The 19,271-nt window shown below is 71.9% G+C and carries 15 protein-coding genes; 3 read left to right on the top strand and 12 right to left on the bottom strand.

Annotated features, from left to right (window positions below):
- Positions 1 to 11: 11 nt before the first annotated feature.
- From infB to rimP, 4 genes are all read right to left on the bottom strand, one after another.
- The gene (infB, locus tag ACGFNI_RS29280; RefSeq protein ID WP_393687674.1) at positions 12 to 3,116 is read right to left on the bottom strand and encodes a translation initiation factor IF-2; all 3,105 of its coding nucleotides are present in this window, start codon (positions 3,114 to 3,116) and stop codon (positions 12 to 14) included.
- 159 nt (positions 3,117 to 3,275) lie between these two features.
- A complete protein-coding gene (locus ACGFNI_RS29275; protein WP_393687673.1) occupies positions 3,276 to 3,566 on the bottom strand; it encodes a YlxR family protein in 291 nt (96 codons plus the stop codon).
- A 125-nt stretch (positions 3,567 to 3,691) separates the two neighbouring features.
- On the bottom strand, positions 3,692 to 4,684 hold the full coding sequence (nusA, locus tag ACGFNI_RS29270; RefSeq protein ID WP_393687672.1) for a transcription termination factor NusA: 993 nt from the start codon (positions 4,682 to 4,684) through the stop codon (positions 3,692 to 3,694).
- Between the two features lie 2 nt (positions 4,685 to 4,686).
- A complete protein-coding gene (gene rimP, locus ACGFNI_RS29265; RefSeq protein ID WP_393687671.1) occupies positions 4,687 to 5,229 on the bottom strand; it encodes a ribosome maturation factor RimP in 543 nt (180 codons plus the stop codon).
- A 118-nt stretch (positions 5,230 to 5,347) separates the two neighbouring features.
- Here rimP and ACGFNI_RS29260 point away from each other — a divergent pair, with 118 nt between their 5' ends.
- The 3 genes from ACGFNI_RS29260 to ACGFNI_RS29250 all read left to right on the top strand — a co-directional run bounded on the left by ACGFNI_RS29260 (position 5,348) and on the right by ACGFNI_RS29250 (position 7,674).
- Positions 5,348 to 5,866, top strand: a complete 519-nt coding sequence (locus ACGFNI_RS29260; protein ID WP_393687670.1) for a hypothetical protein — start codon at positions 5,348 to 5,350, stop codon at positions 5,864 to 5,866.
- A gap of 353 nt (positions 5,867 to 6,219) precedes the next feature.
- Entirely contained in the window at positions 6,220 to 6,696 is a 477-nt protein-coding gene (locus ACGFNI_RS29255; protein WP_393687669.1) for a ferritin-like domain-containing protein, read from the top strand.
- Between the two features lie 66 nt (positions 6,697 to 6,762).
- Positions 6,763 to 7,674 carry an aminoglycoside phosphotransferase family protein gene (locus tag ACGFNI_RS29250; protein ID WP_393687668.1) on the top strand — a complete coding sequence of 304 codons (912 nt, stop codon included), beginning with the start codon at positions 6,763 to 6,765 and terminating at the stop codon, positions 7,672 to 7,674.
- A 110-nt stretch (positions 7,675 to 7,784) separates the two neighbouring features.
- On the opposite strand, the gene ACGFNI_RS29245 is transcribed toward ACGFNI_RS29250, so the two are convergent.
- From ACGFNI_RS29245 to ACGFNI_RS29210, 8 genes are all read right to left on the bottom strand, one after another.
- Positions 7,785 to 9,494 (bottom strand): proline--tRNA ligase, encoded by a 1,710-nt coding sequence (locus tag ACGFNI_RS29245; RefSeq protein WP_393687667.1) that lies wholly within the window; start codon positions 9,492 to 9,494, stop codon positions 7,785 to 7,787.
- Between the two features lie 122 nt (positions 9,495 to 9,616).
- Positions 9,617 to 10,153, bottom strand: a complete 537-nt coding sequence (locus ACGFNI_RS29240) for a GNAT family N-acetyltransferase (protein WP_393687666.1) — start codon at positions 10,151 to 10,153, stop codon at positions 9,617 to 9,619.
- A 25-nt stretch (positions 10,154 to 10,178) separates the two neighbouring features.
- Positions 10,179 to 11,024, bottom strand: coding sequence for a GNAT family N-acetyltransferase (locus ACGFNI_RS29235; RefSeq protein WP_393687665.1), 846 nt, complete (start codon positions 11,022 to 11,024; stop codon positions 10,179 to 10,181).
- A gap of 175 nt (positions 11,025 to 11,199) precedes the next feature.
- Entirely contained in the window at positions 11,200 to 12,357 is a 1,158-nt protein-coding gene (gene ispG, locus ACGFNI_RS29230; protein WP_227047849.1) for a flavodoxin-dependent (E)-4-hydroxy-3-methylbut-2-enyl-diphosphate synthase, read from the bottom strand.
- 186 nt (positions 12,358 to 12,543) lie between these two features.
- The gene (locus ACGFNI_RS29225; protein ID WP_393687664.1) at positions 12,544 to 13,848 is read right to left on the bottom strand and encodes a M50 family metallopeptidase; all 1,305 of its coding nucleotides are present in this window, start codon (positions 13,846 to 13,848) and stop codon (positions 12,544 to 12,546) included.
- Positions 13,845 to 15,119, bottom strand: a complete 1,275-nt coding sequence (dxr, locus tag ACGFNI_RS29220) for a 1-deoxy-D-xylulose-5-phosphate reductoisomerase (protein ID WP_393687663.1) — start codon at positions 15,117 to 15,119, stop codon at positions 13,845 to 13,847. The genes ACGFNI_RS29225 and dxr overlap by 4 nt, the downstream gene beginning before the upstream one ends.
- Before the next feature lie 185 nt (positions 15,120 to 15,304).
- Positions 15,305 to 17,239: an acyl-CoA dehydrogenase family protein gene (locus ACGFNI_RS29215; RefSeq protein WP_393687662.1), complete on the bottom strand. Its 1,935-nt coding sequence runs from the start codon at positions 17,237 to 17,239 to the stop codon at positions 15,305 to 15,307.
- Between the two features lie 392 nt (positions 17,240 to 17,631).
- Positions 17,632 to 19,086 (bottom strand): aldehyde dehydrogenase family protein, encoded by a 1,455-nt coding sequence (locus tag ACGFNI_RS29210; protein WP_393687661.1) that lies wholly within the window; start codon positions 19,084 to 19,086, stop codon positions 17,632 to 17,634.
- Between the last annotated feature and the right edge of the window lie 185 nt (positions 19,087 to 19,271).

Genomic DNA, 19,271 nt, shown 5'->3' with positions numbered 1-19,271 from the left:
CGTCCGCGTGATCAGCCGCGCGGCTTCTCGCGCATCTCGTACGTCGCGATGACGTCGTCGATCTTGATGTCGTTGAAGTTTCCGAGGTTGATACCGCCCTCGAAGCCTTCGCGGATCTCGGTGACGTCGTCCTTGAAGCGGCGCAGACCCTGGATGTTGAGGTCCTCCGCGATGACCTTGCCGTCGCGGACCAGGCGAGCCTTGGTGTTGCGCTTGACCTCGCCGGAACGGATGAGGACACCCGCGATGTTGCCGAGCTTGGACGAGCGGAAGATCTCGCGGATCTCCGCGGTACCGAGCTCGACCTCCTCGTACTCCGGCTTGAGCATGCCCTTGAGGGCCGCCTCGATCTCCTCGATCGCCTGGTAGATGACCGAGTAGTACCGGACGTCGACACCCTCGCGGTCGGCCATCTGCGTGGCGCGGCCTTCGGCGCGCACGTTGAAGCCGATGACGATCGCGTCGGAGCCGGACGCCAGGTTGATGTCGGACTCGGTGACCGCACCCACGCCACGGTGCAGCACGCGGATGTCGACCTCCTCGCCCACATCGAGCTGGAGCAGCGAGGACTCGAGAGCCTCCACCGAACCGGACGCGTCACCCTTGATGATGAGGTTGAGCTGCTGCACCTCGCCGGCCTTGAGCACCTTGTCGAGGTCCTCGAGGGACACCCGGCGGGTGCGCTTGGCGAAGGCCGCGTTGCGCTCGCGCGCCGCACGCTTCTCGGCGATCTGACGGGCCGTACGGTCCTCGTCGACGACCAGGAAGTTGTCGCCTGCACCCGGGACGTTGGTCAGACCCAGGACCAGGACGGGGGTCGAAGGACCCGCTTCCTCGACGTTGTTGCCCTTGTCGTCGAGCATCGCCCGGACACGGCCGTACGCATCGCCGACGACCATCGTCTCGCCGACGCGCAGCGTGCCGCGCTGGACCAGGACGGTCGCCACGGCGCCGCGGCCACGGTCGAGGTGCGCCTCGATCGCGATGCCCTGCGCGTCCTGCTCCGCGTTGGCGCGCAGGTCGAGCGAGGCGTCCGCGGTCAGGACCACGGCTTCGAGCAGCTGCTCGATGTTCAGGCCCTCACGAGCGGAGATGTCGACGAACATGGTGTCGCCGCCGTACTCCTCGGCCACCAGACCGAACTCGGTGAGCTGGCCGCGCACCTTGGTCGGGTCGGCGCCCTCGACGTCGATCTTGTTGACCGCGACCACGATCGGCACCTCGGCCGCCTTGGCGTGGTTCAGCGCCTCGATCGTCTGCGGCATGACGCCGTCGTTGGCCGCCACCACGAGGATCGCGATGTCGGTCGACTTGGCACCACGGGCACGCATGGCGGTGAACGCCTCGTGACCGGGGGTGTCGATGAAGGTGATCCGACGCTCTTCGTCGTTGACCTCGGTCGCGACCTGGTAGGCACCGATGTGCTGGGTGATGCCGCCGGCCTCGCCCGCGATGACGTTCGTCTTGCGGATCGCGTCGAGCAGTCGCGTCTTACCGTGGTCGACGTGACCCATGACGGTCACCACCGGCGGACGCGCGACGAGCATTTCCTCGCCGCCCTCGTTCTCGCCGAAGTCGATGTCGAAGGACTCGAGAAGCTCGCGGTCCTCCTCCTCCGGGCTGACGATCTCGACGACGTAGTTCATCTCGTCGGCGAGCAGCTGCAGCGTCTCGTCGGAGACCGACTGGGTCGCGGTGACCATCTCGCCGAGGTTCAGCATGACCTGGACGAGCGACGCCGGGTTGGCGTTGATCTTCTCGGCGAAGTCCGTCAGCGAGGCACCACGCGACAGGCGAACCGTCGCGCCGTTGCCGCGCGGCAGCATGATGCCGCCCACCGACGGGGCCTGCATGGCCTCGTACTCCTGGCGCCTCTGCCGCTTCGACTTACGGCCACGACGCGCGGGACCGCCGGGACGGCCGAACGCACCCTGTGTGCCACCACGGCCACCGGGGCCGCCGGGACGGCCACCGAAACCGGGACGACCGCCGAAGCCGCCGCCACCGGGACGACCGGGAGCGCCACCGCCACCACCGGGACGACCGGCGAAGCCGCCGCCACCGCCGCCACCGGGACGACCGGCGAAGCCGCCGCCACCGCCACCGGGACGACCGCCGCCGCCACCGGGACGACCGCCGCCACCGGGACCGCGACCGCCGCCGCCACCGGGGCCCGGACGCGGGCCGGCAGCCGGACGCTGCGGCATCATGCCCGGGTTCGGACGGTTACCGCCACCGGGACGCGGGGCGCCACCGGGAGCTGCACCCTGCGGACGGGGCATGCCACCGGGGGTCGGACGCGCGCCGCCCTGGCCCTGTCCCTGGGGACGGGGGCCGCCCTGGCCGCCGCCCTGCGGACGCGGGCCGCCGGGGCCGCCCTGGCCACCGGGACGCGGGGCGCCACCGGGACGGGGGGCCTGCGGACGGGCCATGCCCGTGGAGCCACCGGAGGTGAAGGGGTTGTTACCCGGACGCGGGCCGGACGGACGACGGTCGCCGCCGGGACGCGGGGCGCGCTCGCCACCGGGACGCGGAGCGTTGCCGCGGCCCTGGCCGCCGCCCTGACCACCCTGGCCGCCCTGCGGCGCGGGACGCGCCGGACGCGGGCCGGGGGTGGCACCCGGACGGGGAGCCGGCTTCTCGGCGGGCGCCGCCGGCGGAGCCTGGAACTCGGGCTGCGCGGGGGCGGCCGGAGCGGGCTTGGGCGCCGGACGCGCCGGAGTCGGACGCGGACCCGGGGTCGGGGCCGCGGGGGTGCTGCTCTTGGGTGCCTCAGGGGCCGGGGCTTCCGGGGCCGCCGGGGCCTCGGGGGCCGGCGGAGCCGCGGGGCCCGGCTTGGGGGCGCCCGGCTTCGGGGCAGCCGGACGGGCCGCCTGCGCCGGGGAGGGCGCGGACGGCTTTGCGGGCGCAGCCTTGCGCGGCGCCGCGGGCTTGCCAGAGGCGCGGCCACTGCCGCCGCCTGCCTGGAAAGCGTCGGTCAACTTGCGAACAACCGGCGCCTCGATCGTCGAGGATGCCGATCGGACGAATTCACCAAGTTCTTGGAGCTTGGCCATGACAGCCTTGCTCTCCACGCCGAACTCCTTGGCGAGTTCGTATACCCGGACCTTAGCCACTTCGCTCCTTCTAGGTCCGGGTTGTCCACCGGACCGTCGCTACTTCATGGGCGTACTCATCGCGTACTCATCGAGTGCTCATCGCAATCTCGACCTACTTCCGACTCGCGAGGTACCTGACCGCACGGTTTTCCGTGCGCTGTGCATTCGTGCTGTGCGTTATTGCAAGGGCGGCTGCTCGATGCGTTCGACGTACTGGCGCAACGCCGTCGTGTCGAACGGTCCCGGACCCCGGAAGGCCCGGTTGAACGCCCGGCGGCGGACCGCCAGGTCGAGACAGACCCGTGTCGGGTGCATGTGTGCACCCCGGCCGGGCAGCGTACCGCGAGGATCGGGGGCGCACTCACCCTCGATCGCCACGATGCGCAGCAAATCGCCCTTGGCCGCTCGCTCCCGGCATCCCACACAGGTTCGCTCAGGGCATGCGCGGGCATGCGTCCGGCCAGACACTGCTTAAGTCTACCTCCCCGCGCCGCCCTCACCCTGATGGGGTAAAGACCGGACGGCTGCTCAGAATTCCCGGTGGACCACCGCGGCACCACTCATTTTTCCGGGCCGCGGCGGCCACCGCGCGATCAGTCCTGCGGCGCCTGCTGCTCGGTGTCCGGCCGGATGTCGATCCGCCAGCCGGTCAGCCGGGCCGCGAGCCGGGCGTTCTGCCCTTCCTTGCCGATGGCGAGGGAGAGCTGGTAGTCGGGCACGATGACCCGCGCCGACCGGGCCGCGAGGTCGACGACCTCGACCTTGCTGACCCGGGCCGGCGACAGCGCGTGCGCCACCAGCTCGGCCGGGTCGTCGGACCAGTCCACGATGTCGATCTTCTCGCCGTGCAGCTCGGCCATGACCGCGCGCACCCGGCCGCCCATCGGGCCGATGCAGGCGCCCTTGGCGTTCAGCCCGGACCGCGTCGACCGCACCGCGATCTTGGTGCGGTGCCCGGCCTCGCGCGCGATGGCCGAAATCTCCACCGACCCGTCCGCGATTTCCGGCACCTCCATGGCGAACAGCTTCTTCACCAGGTTCGGGTGCGTACGCGAAAGGGTCACGGACGGACCGCGGACACCCTTCGCCACCCGGACGACGTACGAACGCAGCCGGGTGCCGTGCGTGTAGTCCTCGCCCGGGACCTGCTCCTGCACCGGCAGCATGGCCTCCATCGGGCCGATGTCCACCAGGACGTTCTTGGGGTCCTTGCCCTGCTGGACGACGCCGGTGATGACGTCGCCCTCACGTCCGGCGAACTCGCCGAAGGTGATCTCCTCCTCGGCGTCCCGCAGCCGCTGCAGGATGACCTGCTTGGCGGTGGTGGCCGCGATCCGGCCGAAGCCGGACGGGGTGTCGTCGAACTCGCGGGGCTCCTCGCCCGGCTCCAGGTCCGACGCGTCTTCCTTCGCCCACACCGTCACGTGGCCGGTGCTGCGGTCCAGCTGCACCCGCGCCTGCCGACGGCTGCCGTCGGTGCGGTGGTAAGCAATCAGGAGGGCCGACTCGATCGCCTCGACCAACAGGTCGAACGAGATCTCCTTCTCCCGCACCAAACCCCGCAGGGCACTCATGTCGATGTCCACGGCTACGCCTCCTCCTGGTTCTCGTCGAACTTCTCTGCGTCCTGCACACTGCCCTTATCGGACATCCCGCTCTTGCGGTTGAACTCCAGCTCGACCCGCGCCTTGGCGATCGCGTCGAACGCGACCCGCCGCTGGGTCGGCTTGCGTCCCTTGACCCCCGGCACTTCGAGGTCGAGTCCGTCCTCGTCCACCGCCTGGATCCGGGCCACCAGCTCCCCGCCCTCGTGCAGCTGCGCCTTGATGAGGCGGCCGACGGCGCGGCGGTAGTGCCGCAGCTCGGTCAACGGCCGGTCGGCGCCGGGCGAGGTCACCTCAAGGGTGTACGGGGCGCCGCCCATCACGTCGGAATCGTCCAGACTCTGCGAGATCTCGCGGCTCAGCTCGGCACACTCGTCCAGCTGAACGCCTTCGTCGGAATCCACCACGACTCGCAGCACCCGCCGCTTGCCCGCGGGGGTCACATCGATCTCTTCCAGATCCAGCTCTCGCGCGGCCACGAGCGGTTCAAGCAGCCCGCGCAGCCTTTCGCTCTGGGTGGTGCTCATCCGGGTGACTCCTCGGCCGCGTGTGCTGTTGTGGGTAGGTCGCGTGTCGGGTCAAAGCCTATCTGTTCCGGCGGGGTACTGACGATTCGGTGACCGGTCACGGATACGCTCGCCTGCGGTGATCACTACGGAAGACCCCGGGAAGTGGAACGTGCCGAACCTGCCGCTCACGCGCAGAACGACCCTGCTGGCCGGCGCAGCCCTAGGAGCCGCCCCCCTCTTGACCGGCTGCTCCGACGCCCCCGGGACGCCGCCCCCCGACCGCACCGCATCCGCCGACCGCCTGCGCACCACCGCGGCCCGCGACAGCACCGCCTTGCTGGCCCGCTACGACGCGACCCTGGCCGCCCACCCCGCCCTCCAGGACCGCCTGCGCCCCCTCCGCGACGAAGTGGCCCGCCACGCCGAGGCGTTCGGCGCCAAGAGCACCCCCACCACCCCATCCGCCCCCTCGGGCAAGAACCACCCCCCGGTCCCCGAGGACGAGAAGGCCGCCCGCACCACCCTGGCCGACGCAGAGCGCCACCTGGCCGACACCCGCACCAAAACCCTCCGCACCGCGCCACCCGACCTGGCCCGCCTCCTGGCCTCGGTAGCCGCAGCAGGCACCGCCCACACCTACCTGCTGACCCGATGACCGCACCACTCACGTAACCCCCACGCCCCGAGCCACCGATGCCCGAAGGGCGAGGCACAGGGGCCAGGCCCACCGGCGCTCAGCCGCGTACGAGACCGGGTGGGTCGGAGGGGCCGCACCGGGTCGCTCCCCGCAGCGACAGGTGCCAACACCGGCAGCCTCTTCACACGTACCCAAGGGCACATGCGTCGAGGAGACGACCCGGTGCGGCCCCTCCGCCCCCCCCCCCCCCCCCCCCCCCCCCCCCCCCCCCCCCCCCCCCCCCCCCCCCCACCCCACCCCCACCAACGCCAAGCGCAAAACCGGACACCAGCCCCACCCCAGCGGTCCCCGAACACCCGAAAGGCCGCCCCATGCCCCCACCCCACCCCGAACTCACCGCCACCCAGGCCGCCCTGGACGCCGAACACGCCGCCGTCTACGGCTACGGCGTGGTCGGCGGCCGTATCACCGAGGCCCACCGCGCGGAGGCCCGCGCCGCCTACGACGCCCACCGCGCCCGCCGCGACGCCCTCCGCCGCACCGTCCGCGACCTGGGCGGCAAGCCCCGCCCCGCAGCCGCCGCGTACGAGCTGCCCTTCCCCGTACCGGACGCCGCCGCCGCAACCCGCCTCGCCGCCGAGCTGGAGGACCGCGTCGCCGCCGTCTACGCGGACCTCGTACGCGACGGCGGCGAGGCCGGCCGCACGGAGGCAGCCGCCGCACTCCGCGAGGCGGCAGTGCGCGCGGTGCGCTGGCGCGGCAGCGGCGTAGCCTTCCCTGGGCTCGCGGAACGGGCCGCGGCCGGCCCCTCTTCGCCGTCCGCGAGCGCATCGGCGAACGCACTCTGACCACCGGGCCGCCCCCGGCCCGACCACCGGACCCCGGCCACCTCCCAGGAAAGGGACAGCGAAGGCATGGCAACCGCACCCGTCGAACCGCCGCAGCGGTTGGTGAACTCCCTGGGCAGCGACCCGGCCGCCCCCGTACGGGACTGGCTGGCCGCGCTGCCGACGGTGGTTCAGCAGCGGCTGGACGCCTGGGAGTTGACGCTGGAGAGGGTGGACACCCCCGGGGGCCGCGGCAGTCTGGTCGCGCTCGTCCGCCTGCCGGACGGGACACCGGCGGCGCTCAAGTTCCCCGTTCCGGGCCGCACGCCCGCGCACGAGGCCGCGGCGCTGCGCCGGTGGGACGGCTGGGGCGCGGTGCGCCTGCTGCGGTCGGGCGACGCCGATGGCACGCTGCTGCTGGAGCGGTTGCAGGGCGCGGTGTCGCTGCGCTCGCTGCCGGAGGCGAAGGCGCTCCTGGAGGCCGCAGGAACGGTACGGCGCCTGTGGGTGCCGCCGGGCGAAGGGCACCCCTTCTCGACGCTGTCCGGCCGCACGGACGAGGCGGTCGCGGCGCTGCACGCGGCGGGCGCGGCGGTCAGCGCGGCGGCCCCGCTGGTGGCGCAGGCGATCGGCCTGCGCCGTGACCTGCCGTCCGGCGCCACGGAGGAGTTCCTGCTGCACGGCGCCTTCCGGCAGGGCAAGGTGCTGGCCGGGGAGCGGGCTCCCTGGCTGGCCATCGGCCCCGCGCCGGTGGTGGGCGAGCGGGCGTACGACCTGGCGGCGCTGGTTCTGGACCGTTTCGAGGATCTGGCGGCCGGGTCGGGTGCCGCCGCGGCGACCCGCCGCCGGGTGGCGAAGCTGGCCGACTCGCTGGAGGTGGACCGCGACCGGCTCCGCGACTGGACGCTGTACCGCGCGGTGGCCGCGGGGGTGCGGGAGGCGGCGGCCGGCGACCGGCAGCGCGGGGAGCTGCTGCTGGAGTTCGCGACGTGGCTGTGACGCCGCCGCGAGCGGACGCGGCCTGAGCCCACGGCGAGCGCGCCTGCCCGCCGGATCACGCGAAACGGGGCCGGCCGGGGCATCACCCCGCCCGGCCCCGCGAGAGACCGTTACGCGCCGAGCCTGGCGACCGCCTCGTCGACCGTCAGCTCCTCGCGCTCGCCCGTACGCCGGTCCTTGACCTCGACAACGCCCTCGCCCGCACGGCGCCCGGCGACCACGATGGTCGGGATGCCGACCAGCTCCGCGTCGGTGAACTTCACGCCGGGCGAGACACCGGCCCGGTCGTCGACGAGCACCCGCAGGCCGGCCGCGCCGAGCTTCTCGCCGATCTCCAGGGCGAGTTCGGTCTGCTTGGCCTTGCCGGCGGCGACCACGTGCACGTCGGCCGGTGCGACCTCACGGGGCCAGCACAGGCCGGACTCGTCGTGCGTCTGCTCGGCGAGCGCGGCCACCGCGCGGGAGACGCCGATGCCGTACGAGCCCATGGTGACGCGGGCGGGCTTGCCGTTCTGGCCGAGCACGTCGAGCTCGAAGGCGTCCGCGTACTTGCGGCCGAGCTGGAAGATGTGGCCGATCTCGATGGCGCGGTCGATGCGCAGGCCGGCGCCGCACTGGGGGCACGGGTCGCCGGGCTCGACGACGACCACGTCGAGGTACTCGTCGACCTCGAAGTCACGGCCGGCGACGACGTTCTTCGCGTGCATGCCCTGCTTGTTGGCGCCGGTGACCCAGGCGGTGCCGGGGGCGATGCGCGGGTCGGCGATGAAGCGGAACGCCTTGCCGGCCATGCCCTGCGGGCCGACGTAGCCGCGGACCAGGTCGGGGCGGTCGGTGAAGTCCTCGGCGGTGACCAGTTCGACGGTGGCGGGCGCGAGGTGCTCGCCGAGCTTGCCGAGGTCGACCTCGCGGTCGCCGGGGACGCCGACGGCGACGATCTCGCCGTCGACCTTGACGAGGAGGTTCTTGAGGGTGGCCGATGCCGGGACGCCCAGGTGCGCGGCGAGCGACTCGATGGTCGGGGTGTCGGGGGTGTCCAGTTCCTCGACGGGGCCGTGGTCGGCGCCTTCGACCGGGGTGACCTTGACCGTGACGGCCTCGGTGTTGGCGGCGTAGTCGCAGGAGGGGCAGTCCACGAAGGTGTCCTCGCCGGCCGCGGCGGGGGCCAGGAACTCCTCGGACGCGGAGCCGCCCATGGCGCCGGAGACAGCGGAGACGATGCGGTAGTCCAGGCCGAGCCGCGCGAAGATCTTGGTGTACGCCTCGCGGTGCAGGGCGTAGGACTCGGCCAGGCCCTCGTCGGTGGTGTCGAAGCTGTACGAGTCCTTCATCTGGAACTCGCGGCCACGGAGCACGCCGGAGCGGGGGCGGGCCTCGTCGCGGTACTTGGTCTGGATCTGGTAGAGGATCACCGGCAGGTCCTTGTAGGACGTGCACTGGTCCTTGACCGTGAGGGTGAAGATCTCTTCGTGGGTGGGGCCGAGGAGGTAGTCGGAGCCCTTGCGGTCCTTGAGGCGGAAGAGCAGGTCGCCGTACTCCTCCCAGCGTCCGCTGGTCTCGTACGGCTCCTTGGGGAGCAGCGCGGGCAGCAGGACTTCCTGGCCGCCGATGGCGTCCATCTCTTCCCGGACGATGCGGGAGACGTTCTCCAGGACCTTCTTGCCCAGCGGCAGCCAGGTCCAGATGCCGGCGGATGTGCGGCGGACGTACCCGGCGCGCACCAGCAGCTTGTGGCTGGCGGTCTCGGCGTCGGCCGGGTCGTCACGCAGCGTCTTGATCATCAATCGGGACATGCGCTGGACGTGAGCGGCGTTGGCCATGGGAATTTCTCCTGCGTAAGAAAGGTGACTCCCTGGAGGTTAGCCGCCTGGGTGTGGCGCAAGGAAATGGGTTGGGCGTCGCGGGGTCCGACGGGACGGGTACGCGGGGGCCGCGCGGGCCGTCAGGGGCGGAGCAGCGGCAGGGGCGCGCCCATGACGGCGTACGGGGTGGGGGCGCTGGGGAAGAGGACGCGGCGGGCGATGTCCCGGTAGCCGAGGGAGCGGTACAGGCTCCTGGCGTGGCTTTCGGTGTCGATGGCGGAGAGGATGCTGCGGGGCTGGCCGGCGGTGTCGGTGATGCCCGTGATCAGCCGCCGTCCGATGCCGCGGTGCTGGTAGGCGGGGTGGACGTGGAGTTCGGTGATGACGAAGGAGTCGTCCAGCCAGTGGTCGAGGTGTTCGCTGCGCAGGTAGGGCTCGACGACGGTGGACCACCAGTGGGCGCGGTCGTTGGGCATGCCGTAGACGAAGCCGACGAGGCGTCCCGCGGGGGTGGTCGCGCCGAGTGCGCGGGCGCCGGGGCAGTTGAAGTGGCGCAGCACGATCTGGCGGCGGATGGCGACCTCGTCGTCGGTCAGGCCGAAGGCACGGGCCTGGACCGCGAGCGCGTCGTCCACGCGGGCGGCGAGATCGAGGGGGCCGACCGCTACGTCATCCATGGTCGGGAGCGTACAAGGCGCAGGGTCAGAACAGCACGCTCATGAAGGCGCCGACCTCCTGGAAGCCGACCCTGCGGTAGGCGGCGCGGGCCGCGGTGTTGAAGTCGTTGACGTAGAGGCTGACGACGGGCGCGACGTCGTTGAGCGCGTAGCGCAGCACGGCGGCCATGCCGGTCTCGGAGAGGCCCTCGCCGCGGTGTGCGGGGTCGACCCAGACGCCCTGGATCTGGCAGGCGCGGGTGGTGGCGGCGCCGATCTCGGCCTTGAAGACGACCTTGCCGTCCTCGATGCGGGCGAAGGAGCGGCCGGCGCCGACCAGTTCGGCGATCCGGGCCTGGTAGAGGAGGCCGCCGTCGCCTGCCATCGGGGAGATGCCGACCTCTTCGGTGAACATGGCCACGCACGCGGGCATGATCACGTCCATCTCGTTCTTGCGGATCCGCCGTACGTACGGGTCGGGGGCGATGTCGGCGGACGGCGAAGCGGTGACCATGAGGGGCTGCTGTGCGCGGACCTCGCGGGCCGGGCCCCAGGAGGGTTCCAGGAGCGACCACAGCTCGGCGGTGGGGCCCGCGGGGCCGACGATGGAGGAGCAGCGGCGGCCCTGGCGGCGGGCGCGTTCGGCGAAGCCGCGGACGGCTTCGGGGGTGGCGCAGACGGGGACGAGGTTGGCGCCGGCGTAGCAGAGGGATTCCAGCCGTCCGCCGACGTACCAGCCCCACATCTCGCCGCCGAGCCGCCAGGGGTCGAGTCCGGCGACCTGGACGCGGGCGGCGACGAAGGCGTTGGCGACCGGGTCGCGGTCCAGGACCGCGAGGGCGTCGTCGAGCTCCCCGGGCTCCAGAACCTTGATGGTGGTGGTCGTCAGCACGTGTCGGAAAGCCTCACCGGTGCGGGCCTGGGAGGCCAGGCAAGAGCAGGTCTTGGCACCTTACCTCCCGTCGCGGGGAGGTTCCTATGGAGCTGCACATGAGCCCCGCCACCCCCGGTGCGGGGGCGGCGGGGCTCGGGCGCGGTGGGCGCCGTGACCGTACGGGTGCGGCGGTTCAGCCGGCGGCGGTGACGACGGGCTCGCCGGACATCACGCCGTCCTTCTCCATCTGCTCGGCGATCTTCAGCGCCTCTTCGATGAGGGTCTCCACGATCTTCGACTCGGGGACGGTCTTGATGACCTCGCCCTTGACGAAGATCTGGCCCTTGCCGTTGCCTGACGCGACGCCGAGGTCGGCCTCGCGGGCCTCGCCCGGACCGTTGACGACGCAGCCCATGACGGCGACGCGCAGCGGCACCTCCATGCCCTCCAGGCCCGCGGTGACCTCGTCTGCGAGCTTGTAGACGTCCACCTGGGCACGGCCGCAGGACGGGCAGGAGACGATCTCCAGGCGGCGGGGCTTGAGGTTGAGGGACTCCAGGATCTGGAGGCCGACCTTGACCTCTTCGGCGGGCGGCGCGGAGAGCGAGACGCGGATGGTGTCGCCGATGCCTTCGGAGAGCAGCGCGCCGAAGGCGACCGCGGACTTGATGGTGCCCTGGAAGGCGGGGCCCGCTTCGGTGACGCCGAGGTGCAGCGGGTAGTCGCTCTGCGCGGCGAGCTGGCGGTAGGCGTTGACCATCACGACCGGGTCGTTGTGCTTGACCGAGATCTTGATGTCGCGGAAGCCGTGCTCCTCGAAGAGGGAGGCTTCCCACAGCGCGGACTCGACCAGCGCCTCGGGGGTGGCCTTGCCGTACTTGGCGAGCAGCCGCGCGTCCAGCGAGCCGGCGTTGACGCCGATCCGGATGGGCGTACCGGCCGCGGATGCCGCCTTGGCGATCTCCTTGACCTTGTCGTCGAACTGCTTGATGTTGCCGGGGTTGACGCGTACCGCGGCGCAGCCCGCGTCGATCGCGGCGAAGACGTACTTGGGCTGGAAGTGGATGTCCGCGATCACCGGGATCTGGGACTTCCTGGCGATCACGGGCAGCGCGTCGGCGTCGTCCTGGGTCGGGCAGGCGACGCGGACGATCTGGCAGCCGGAGGCGGTCAGTTCCGCGATCTGCTGCAGCGTCGCGCCGATGTCGGAGGTCCGCGTGGTGGTCATCGACTGCACCGAGACCGGTGCGTCTCCGCCCACGGCGACCGTGCCGACCTGAATCTTGCGGCTGACCCTGCGGTCGGCAAGCTTGGTCGGTACGTCCGGCATTCCCAGTGAAATGGCAGTCATCTGGCGAGCAACCCCAAGGTGTGGATCTAGGTCCCGAATTCGGCGGGCTCCGGCCTCCGAGATTACGGCACCGGGGTTCCCCGAGGCACATCGTGCCCTCCTGCCACAGGGCATGTCGGCGGCCGGATGCCCCGGCTCCGCTTGCGGGACATCCGGCCGTCACCTTCCCGACCTGCTGCTTTGGCGCTACCCGGTGAGGGTGACGGGGTTGACGACGTCGGCGACGAGCACGAGCAGGGTGAAGCAGATGAACACGCCTGCGACGACGTAGGCGACCGGCATCAGCTTGGCGACGTCGAACGGTCCGGGGTCCGGCCTGCGGACGACCTTGGCGAAGGCCCGGCGGATCGACTCCCACAGGGCGCCGGCGATGTGCCCGCCGTCCAGGGGGAGCAGCGGGAGCATGTTGAACAGGAACAGCGAGAGGTTGAAGCCCGCGACCAGGAAGAGCATCGTGGCGACGCGCTGCTCCGGGGGGATGTCGAGGGAGAAGACCTCGCCGCCGACGCGTGCGGCGCCGACGACGCCCATCGGGGAGTCCTGCTTGCGCTCGCCGCCGTTGAAGGCCGCGTTCCACAGGTCCGGGACCTTGGCGGGCAGGTTGACGAGGGATTCGACGCCCTGCTCGACCATATTGCCCATGCGGTCGACGGACTGTCCGAAGGACTGCGGGACGATGCCGCTGGCCGGGGTGAAGCCGAGGAATCCGGCGGTGACGTACTCGCCGGCGACGTAGCCGCCGCGGCCGTCGGTCTTGGCGACCTTGTTCTCGATGAGGTCGGCGTGCAGGGTGCGGCGGGCGCCGTCCCGCTCGACGACGAGGGTGGCGGGTCCGGTGGTGACGCGGATCTGCTGCTGGAGGGCGTCCCAGTCGGGGATGGCGTGGCCGTTGAAGGCGACGATGCGGTCGCCGGCCTGCAGGCCGGCGGCCTTGGCCGGGGAGTCCTTGGCCTTGGCCGGGCACTTGTCGGTCTTCGCGGATGCCGCGACGACGCAGTCCTGCACCGTGCCGACCTGGGTGGTCGCGGTGTTGATGCCGAAGCCCATCAGCACGCTCATGAAGATCACGACCGCGAGGATCAGGTTCATGAACGGCCCGGCGAACATCACGATGACGCGCTTCCACGGCTTGCGCGTGTAGAACAGCCGCTTCTCGTCGCCCTCCTGGAGTTCTTCGAAGGCGGCGGACCTGGCGTCCTCGATCATGCCGCGCCACGGGGAGGTGGAACGGGCCTGAAGCTTTCCGTCGTCGCCGGGCGGGAACATGCCGATCATGCGGATGTAGCCGCCGAGCGGGACGGCCTTGATGCCGTACTCGGTGTCGCCCTTCTTGCGGGAGAAGATCGTCGGCCCGAAGCCCACCATGTACTGCGGCACGCGGATGCCGAACATCTTGGCCGTGGAGAGGTGGCCGAGTTCGTGCCAGGCGATGGAGAACAGCAGGCCGACGACGAAGACGACTATGCCGAGGATGGTCATCCAGGTCGTCATGCGCGAGCCTCCGAAGGGGTACGGGCCGCTCGGGCGGCCAGTTCGCGGGCGCGGGCGCGCGCCCAGGTCTCCGCCTCCAGGACGTCCGCGACCGTGAGAGAAGTTCCCCGCTCGGGCGTCGCGTGTTCGGCGACCACTTCGGCGACCGTATCCACAATCCCTGTGAACGGCAGCCCGCCGTGGAGGAATGCCTCGACGCATTCCTCGTTCGCGGCGTTGAAGACGGCCGGTGCGGTGCCGCCGAGGCCGCCGACGTGGCAGGCCAGCGGGACGGAGGGGAACGCCTTCTCGTCGAGCGGGAAGAACTCCCAGCTCGTGACCTTCGTCCAGTCCACTCCCGGTGCGGCGTCCGGGACGCGGTGCGGCCAGCCCATGCCCAGCGCGATCGGCATCCGCATGTCGGGCGGGCTGGCCTGGGCGAGGGTGGAGCCGTCGGTGAACTCCACCATCGAGTGGATGTAGGACTGCGGATGGACGACGACCTCGATGCGGTCGAACGGCACGTCGAACAGCAGATGGGCCTCGATGACTTCGAGGCCCTTGTTGACGAGGGTCGACGAGTTGATGGTGACGACGGGCCCCATGGACCAGGTGGGGTGGGCCAGGGCCTGCTCGGGGGTGACGTCGGCGAGTTCGCGCCTGGTGCGTCCGCGGAACGGGCCGCCGGACGCGGTGACGACGAGCTTGCGGACCTCCTCGCGTGCGCCGCCGGTCAGCGCCTGGAACAGCGCGGAGTGCTCGGAGTCGACGGGGATGATCTGGCCGGGTGCGGCGGCGGCCTTGACCAGCGGGCCGCCGGCGATCAGCGATTCCTTGTTGGCGAGCGCGAGCACCCGTCCTGCCCGGAGGGCGGCGAGCGTGGGGGCGAGGCCGATGGAGCCGGTGATGCCGTTGAGGACGGTGTGGCAGGGAGAGGCGGCGAGGTCGGTGGCCGCGTCGGGGCCGGCGAGGATCTCGGGCAGCGGCTCCCCTGCGCCGTAGCGCGTCGTGAGCGCCTCGCGCAGCGCGGGCACCGTCTCCTGGCGGGCCACGGCGACGGCGCGTACCCGCAGCTCGTGCGCCTGCTCGGCGAGCAGTTCGACCCGGCCGCCGGCCGCGGAGAGCGCGGTCACCCGGAAGCGGTCGGGGTTGCGCCGCACGATGTCGATCGCCTGGGTGCCGATGGAGCCGGTCGAGCCGAGGATCACGATGTCGCGGGGGCCGTGCTGCGCTCCGGGGTCGGCGGGAGCCGGTGTGAAACGCAGGTGCGGATGGGCGAGGGAGTCCGTCATGCGGTCCATTGTGGCCGGTCGCCGGGGCGGCGTGGGCACCGCGTCGGCGACCGGGTGCACGCAAGCGGCGCACGGACCGGCGCGCGGCGGCTCCGGGCGCTCCGGGACGGGCTGCGGGCATCCCGTACGACGGGTGTCCCGGGCACCCGTACGGGGCGGGATTCCCCGTACGGGCGCGGTGCGGGCTACGTGGTCCCGGGGCGGCGGACGGTGCGGTGGACGTTGTCCTTGGCGCTCGGGCCCGGTGTGGCGTCCGCGATCCACGGTCCTTCGCCGCTGGGGTCGACGATGCCATCCTCCAGCCACGCGTACCGTCCGGCGAGGACGCCGGAGACGACCTTGCGGTCCGGTGCGTCGGAGTTGTTCCAGAGCCGCCCGAACAGTTCGTCGACGCGGATCCTGGCCTGGTGGCAGAAGGTGTCGGCCAGTTGGTGGGCCTCACGGCCGTGGTCGCCCGACAGGCGCAGGTGCTCGGCGCGTACGCAGGCGGCGCTCATCGCGAAGAGTTCCGCGCCGATGTCGACGACCCGGCCCAGGAAGCCCTGCTTGGTCTCCATCCGGCCCTGCCAGCGCGACATGGCGTAGAAGGTGGCGCGGGCCAGCTTGCGGCAGGACCGCTCGACGTACCGCAGGTGTTCGGCGAGCGCGCCGAACTCCTGGTAGCTGCGCGGGAGTTGGCCGGGTCCTGCGACGAGTTTGGGCAGCCAGCCGGCGTAGAAGCGGCCGGCGTTCGCGGCGGCCCTGCCCTTGTCGCCGAGGCTCTTCTCGGGGTCGATGAGGTCGCCGGCGACGGAGAGGTGTGTGTCGACGGCCTCGCGGGCGATCAGCAGGTGCATGATCTCCGTGGAGCCCTCGAAGATGCGGTTGATGCGCATGTCGCGCAGCAACTGCTCGGCGGGGACGCCGCGTTCGCCGCGGGCGGCCAGCGAGGCGGCGGTCTCGAAGCCGCGTCCGCCGCGGATCTGCACCAGTTCGTCGGCCATCAGCCAGCCCATCTCGGAGCCGTAGAGCTTGGCGAGCGCCGCCTCGATGCGGATGTCGTTGCGGTTCTCGTCGGCCATCTGGGAGGAGAGGTCGACCACCGCTTCGATGGCGAAGGTGGTGGCGGCGATGAAGGAGATCTTGGTGCCGACGGCCTCGTGTTCGGCGATCGGCCTGCCCCACTGCTCGCGGGCCGCCGACCACTCCCTGGCGATCTTCAGGCACCATTTGCCCGAGCCCACGCACATCGCGGGCAGCGAGAGCCGCCCGGTGTTGAGCGTGGTCAGCGCGATCTTGAGGCCGGCGCCTTCGGGGCCGATGCGCTGCGCGGCCGGCACCCTGACCCCGTGGAAGCGGGTGACGCCGTTCTCCAGGCCGCGCAGTCCCATGAAGGCGTTGCGCTGCTCGACGGTGATGCCGGGCGAGGTGGCCTCGACGACGAAGGCGGTGATGCCGCCCTTGTGTCCCGGGGTCGCCGGCACCCGCGCCATCACCACCAGGAGGTCGGCGATGACGCCGTTGGTGGTCCACAGCTTCACGCCGTCCAGGACGTATCCGTCGCCGTCGGGGACGGCGGTGGTCGCCAGGCGGGCCGGGTCCGAGCCCACATCCGGCTCGGTGAGCAGGAAGGCGGAGATGTCGGTGCGGGCGCAGCGCGGCAGGAAGGCGTCCTTCTGTTCCTGGGTGCCGAAGATCTTCAGGGGCTGCGGGACGCCGATCGACTGGTGTGCGGAGAGCAGCGCGCCGACGGCGGGGCTGGCGGAGCCGACCAGGGCGAGGGCCTTGTTGTAGTAGACCTGGGTGAGGCCGAGGCCGCCGTATTTGGTATCGATCTTCATGCCGAGCGCGCCGATTTCCTTGAGGCCGTTCACGGTCTCGTCGGGGATCTGTCCCTCGCGCTCGATCCGCGCTCCGTCGATCCGCGTCTCGCAGAACGTGCGCAGGGCGGCCAGGAAGGTCTCGCCGCGGCGTACGTCCTCGGCTGCCGGGCTGGGGTGCGGGTGGATCAGGTCGAGCCGGAAGCGTCCCAGGAACAGTTCCTTGGCGAAGCTGGGCTTGCGCCAGTCCTGTTCGCGGGCCGCCTCGGCGACCTGGCGTGCCTCGCGCTCGGAGACGTTGCGGGTGGTCGGAGCGGTCATCACAAGCTCACCTCGCCGCGGGGGTGTCGGCCGACCCGGCGGGCCGGTCGGCCGCCGGGAAGTGCTACTTGTGAGGGTTACCCCAATTGCGCTGGTTGCACCAGTGGTGGCGGGGCGCCGCGGCCGTTCCCGGAGGGCCGCGGACCCGGTGGGGCCGGGGTGTGCGGCGATGCGGGTGCGTTGGGCCGGTGAGACGGCGGGCGCCGTCAGGGGGACGCGGCGCGCTCCGGAACGGTGCCGGAGCGCGCCGCGGCCGGGGGCCGGTCCCGGGACGGACCGGCGGGCCTGGAGGTGACGGCCTCGGGGGCGGCCGTTGTGCTGTCCACCGGTCCAGGCCGGTCGGGGGTACGCGCTTACGTACGCGGTGGGCCGGTCTCAGCGGCCCCGGGTGCTCACAGGTCCAGGCCGGTCAGGACCAGGACCCGCTCGTAGGTGTAGTCGTCCATCGCGTAGCGGACACCCTCGCGGCCGACGCCGGAGAGCTTGGCGCCGCCGTACGGCATCTGGTCGGCGCGGTAGGAGGGCACGTCGCCGATGATCACGCCGCCCACCTCCAGCGCGCGGTGCGCGCGGAACGCGGCCTGCACGTCGCGGGTGAACACCCCTGCCTGGAGGCCGTACTTGGAGTCGTTCACGGCGGCGAAGGCGGCCTCCTCGCCGTCGGCCTTGGTGATCGAGAGCACCGGGCCGAAGATCTCTTCGCAGGCGAGCGTGGTGTCGGCGGGCAGTTCGGCGAGCACCGTCGGCGTGTACGAGGCGCCGTCGCGCTTGCCGCCGGTCAGGAGCTTGGCGCCGGCCTGCACGGCCTCGTCGACCCAGCTCTCCACGCGCTGCGCGGCGGCCTCGCTGACCAGCGGGCCGACCTCGGTCGCCTCGTCGGACGGGTCGCCGGTGACCTGCGCCTCGACGGCCGCCACGATCTTGGGTACCAGGCGGTCGTAGACGTGCGCGTCGGCGATGACCCGCTGCACCGAGATGCAGGACTGGCCGCCCTGGTAGTTGGAAAAGGTGGCGATGCGCTGCGCCGCCCAGTCCAGGTCGGCTTCGGAGGCGAAGTCCCGCAGGACGACGGCCGCGCCGTTGCCGCCCAGCTCCAGGGTGCAGTGCTTGCGCGGCACCGAGTCCAGGATGTCGTAGCCGACCTTCTCGGATCCGGTGAAGGAGATGACCGGCAGCCGCTCGTCCTGGACCAGCGCCGCCATCCGCTCGTTGGGCACCGGGAGGATCGACCAGGAGCCGGCGGGCAGTTCGGTCTCGGCGAGGAGTTCGCCGATGATGAGGCCGGAGAGCGGGGTGGCGGGGGCCGGCTTGAGGAAGATCGGGACGCCGGCGGCGAGGGCCGGGGCGATCTTGTGGGCGCAGAGGTTCAGCGGGAAGTTGAACGGGGCGATGCCCAGGACCGTGCCGCGCGGGAAGCGGCGGGTCAGGGCGAGGCGTCCGGCGCCGCCCGCGTCGGTGTCCAGGCGCTGCGCCTCGCCGCCGTTGAAGCGGCGGGCCTCCTCGGCCGCGAAGCGGAAGACCGAGACCGCACGGCCGACCTCGCCGCGGGCCCACTTCATGGGCTTGCCGTTCTCGGCGGAGATCAGCCGGGCGATCTCCTCGGTGCGCTCCACCAGCCGGCGCTCGACGTGCGCGAGCGCGGCGGCGCGGACGTGCGCGGGAGTGGCGGCGAACTCGTCCTGGACGGCGACGGAGGCGGCGATGGCCTCCTCCACCTGGGCCTCGGTGGGAACGCTCACCGTGCCGACGAGACGCCCGTCCCAGGGGGAGGTGACGTCGAAGGTGGTGTCGCCTGTGGCCTGCCGGCCGGCGACCCAAAAGGCGGTGGGGGCTGCAGTGTTCGGCACAGTGGATCCCGGCCCTTCCGAGGTGGTGGGGTGGCGCGCGCGGCTCGTGGAGCGGCTCCGCGTTGTCGACTCTGCCCACCGTAGGGGCGCCGGGCCGCCGTGGCGTTTGTCCGAAGCGGCGTAATCGCCTCGCGTGTCTCTCCGTGGTGGACGGGGCGCGGGGCCCTGGAGCGCGGGCGGCGCCG

Source organism: Streptomyces sp. NPDC048644 (assembly GCF_043199105.1).
Lineage (GTDB): Bacteria > Actinomycetota > Actinomycetes > Streptomycetales > Streptomycetaceae > Streptomyces.
The sequence above is the reverse complement of the archived record's forward strand: the minus strand, read 5'-3'. Positions and strand labels throughout refer to the sequence as shown.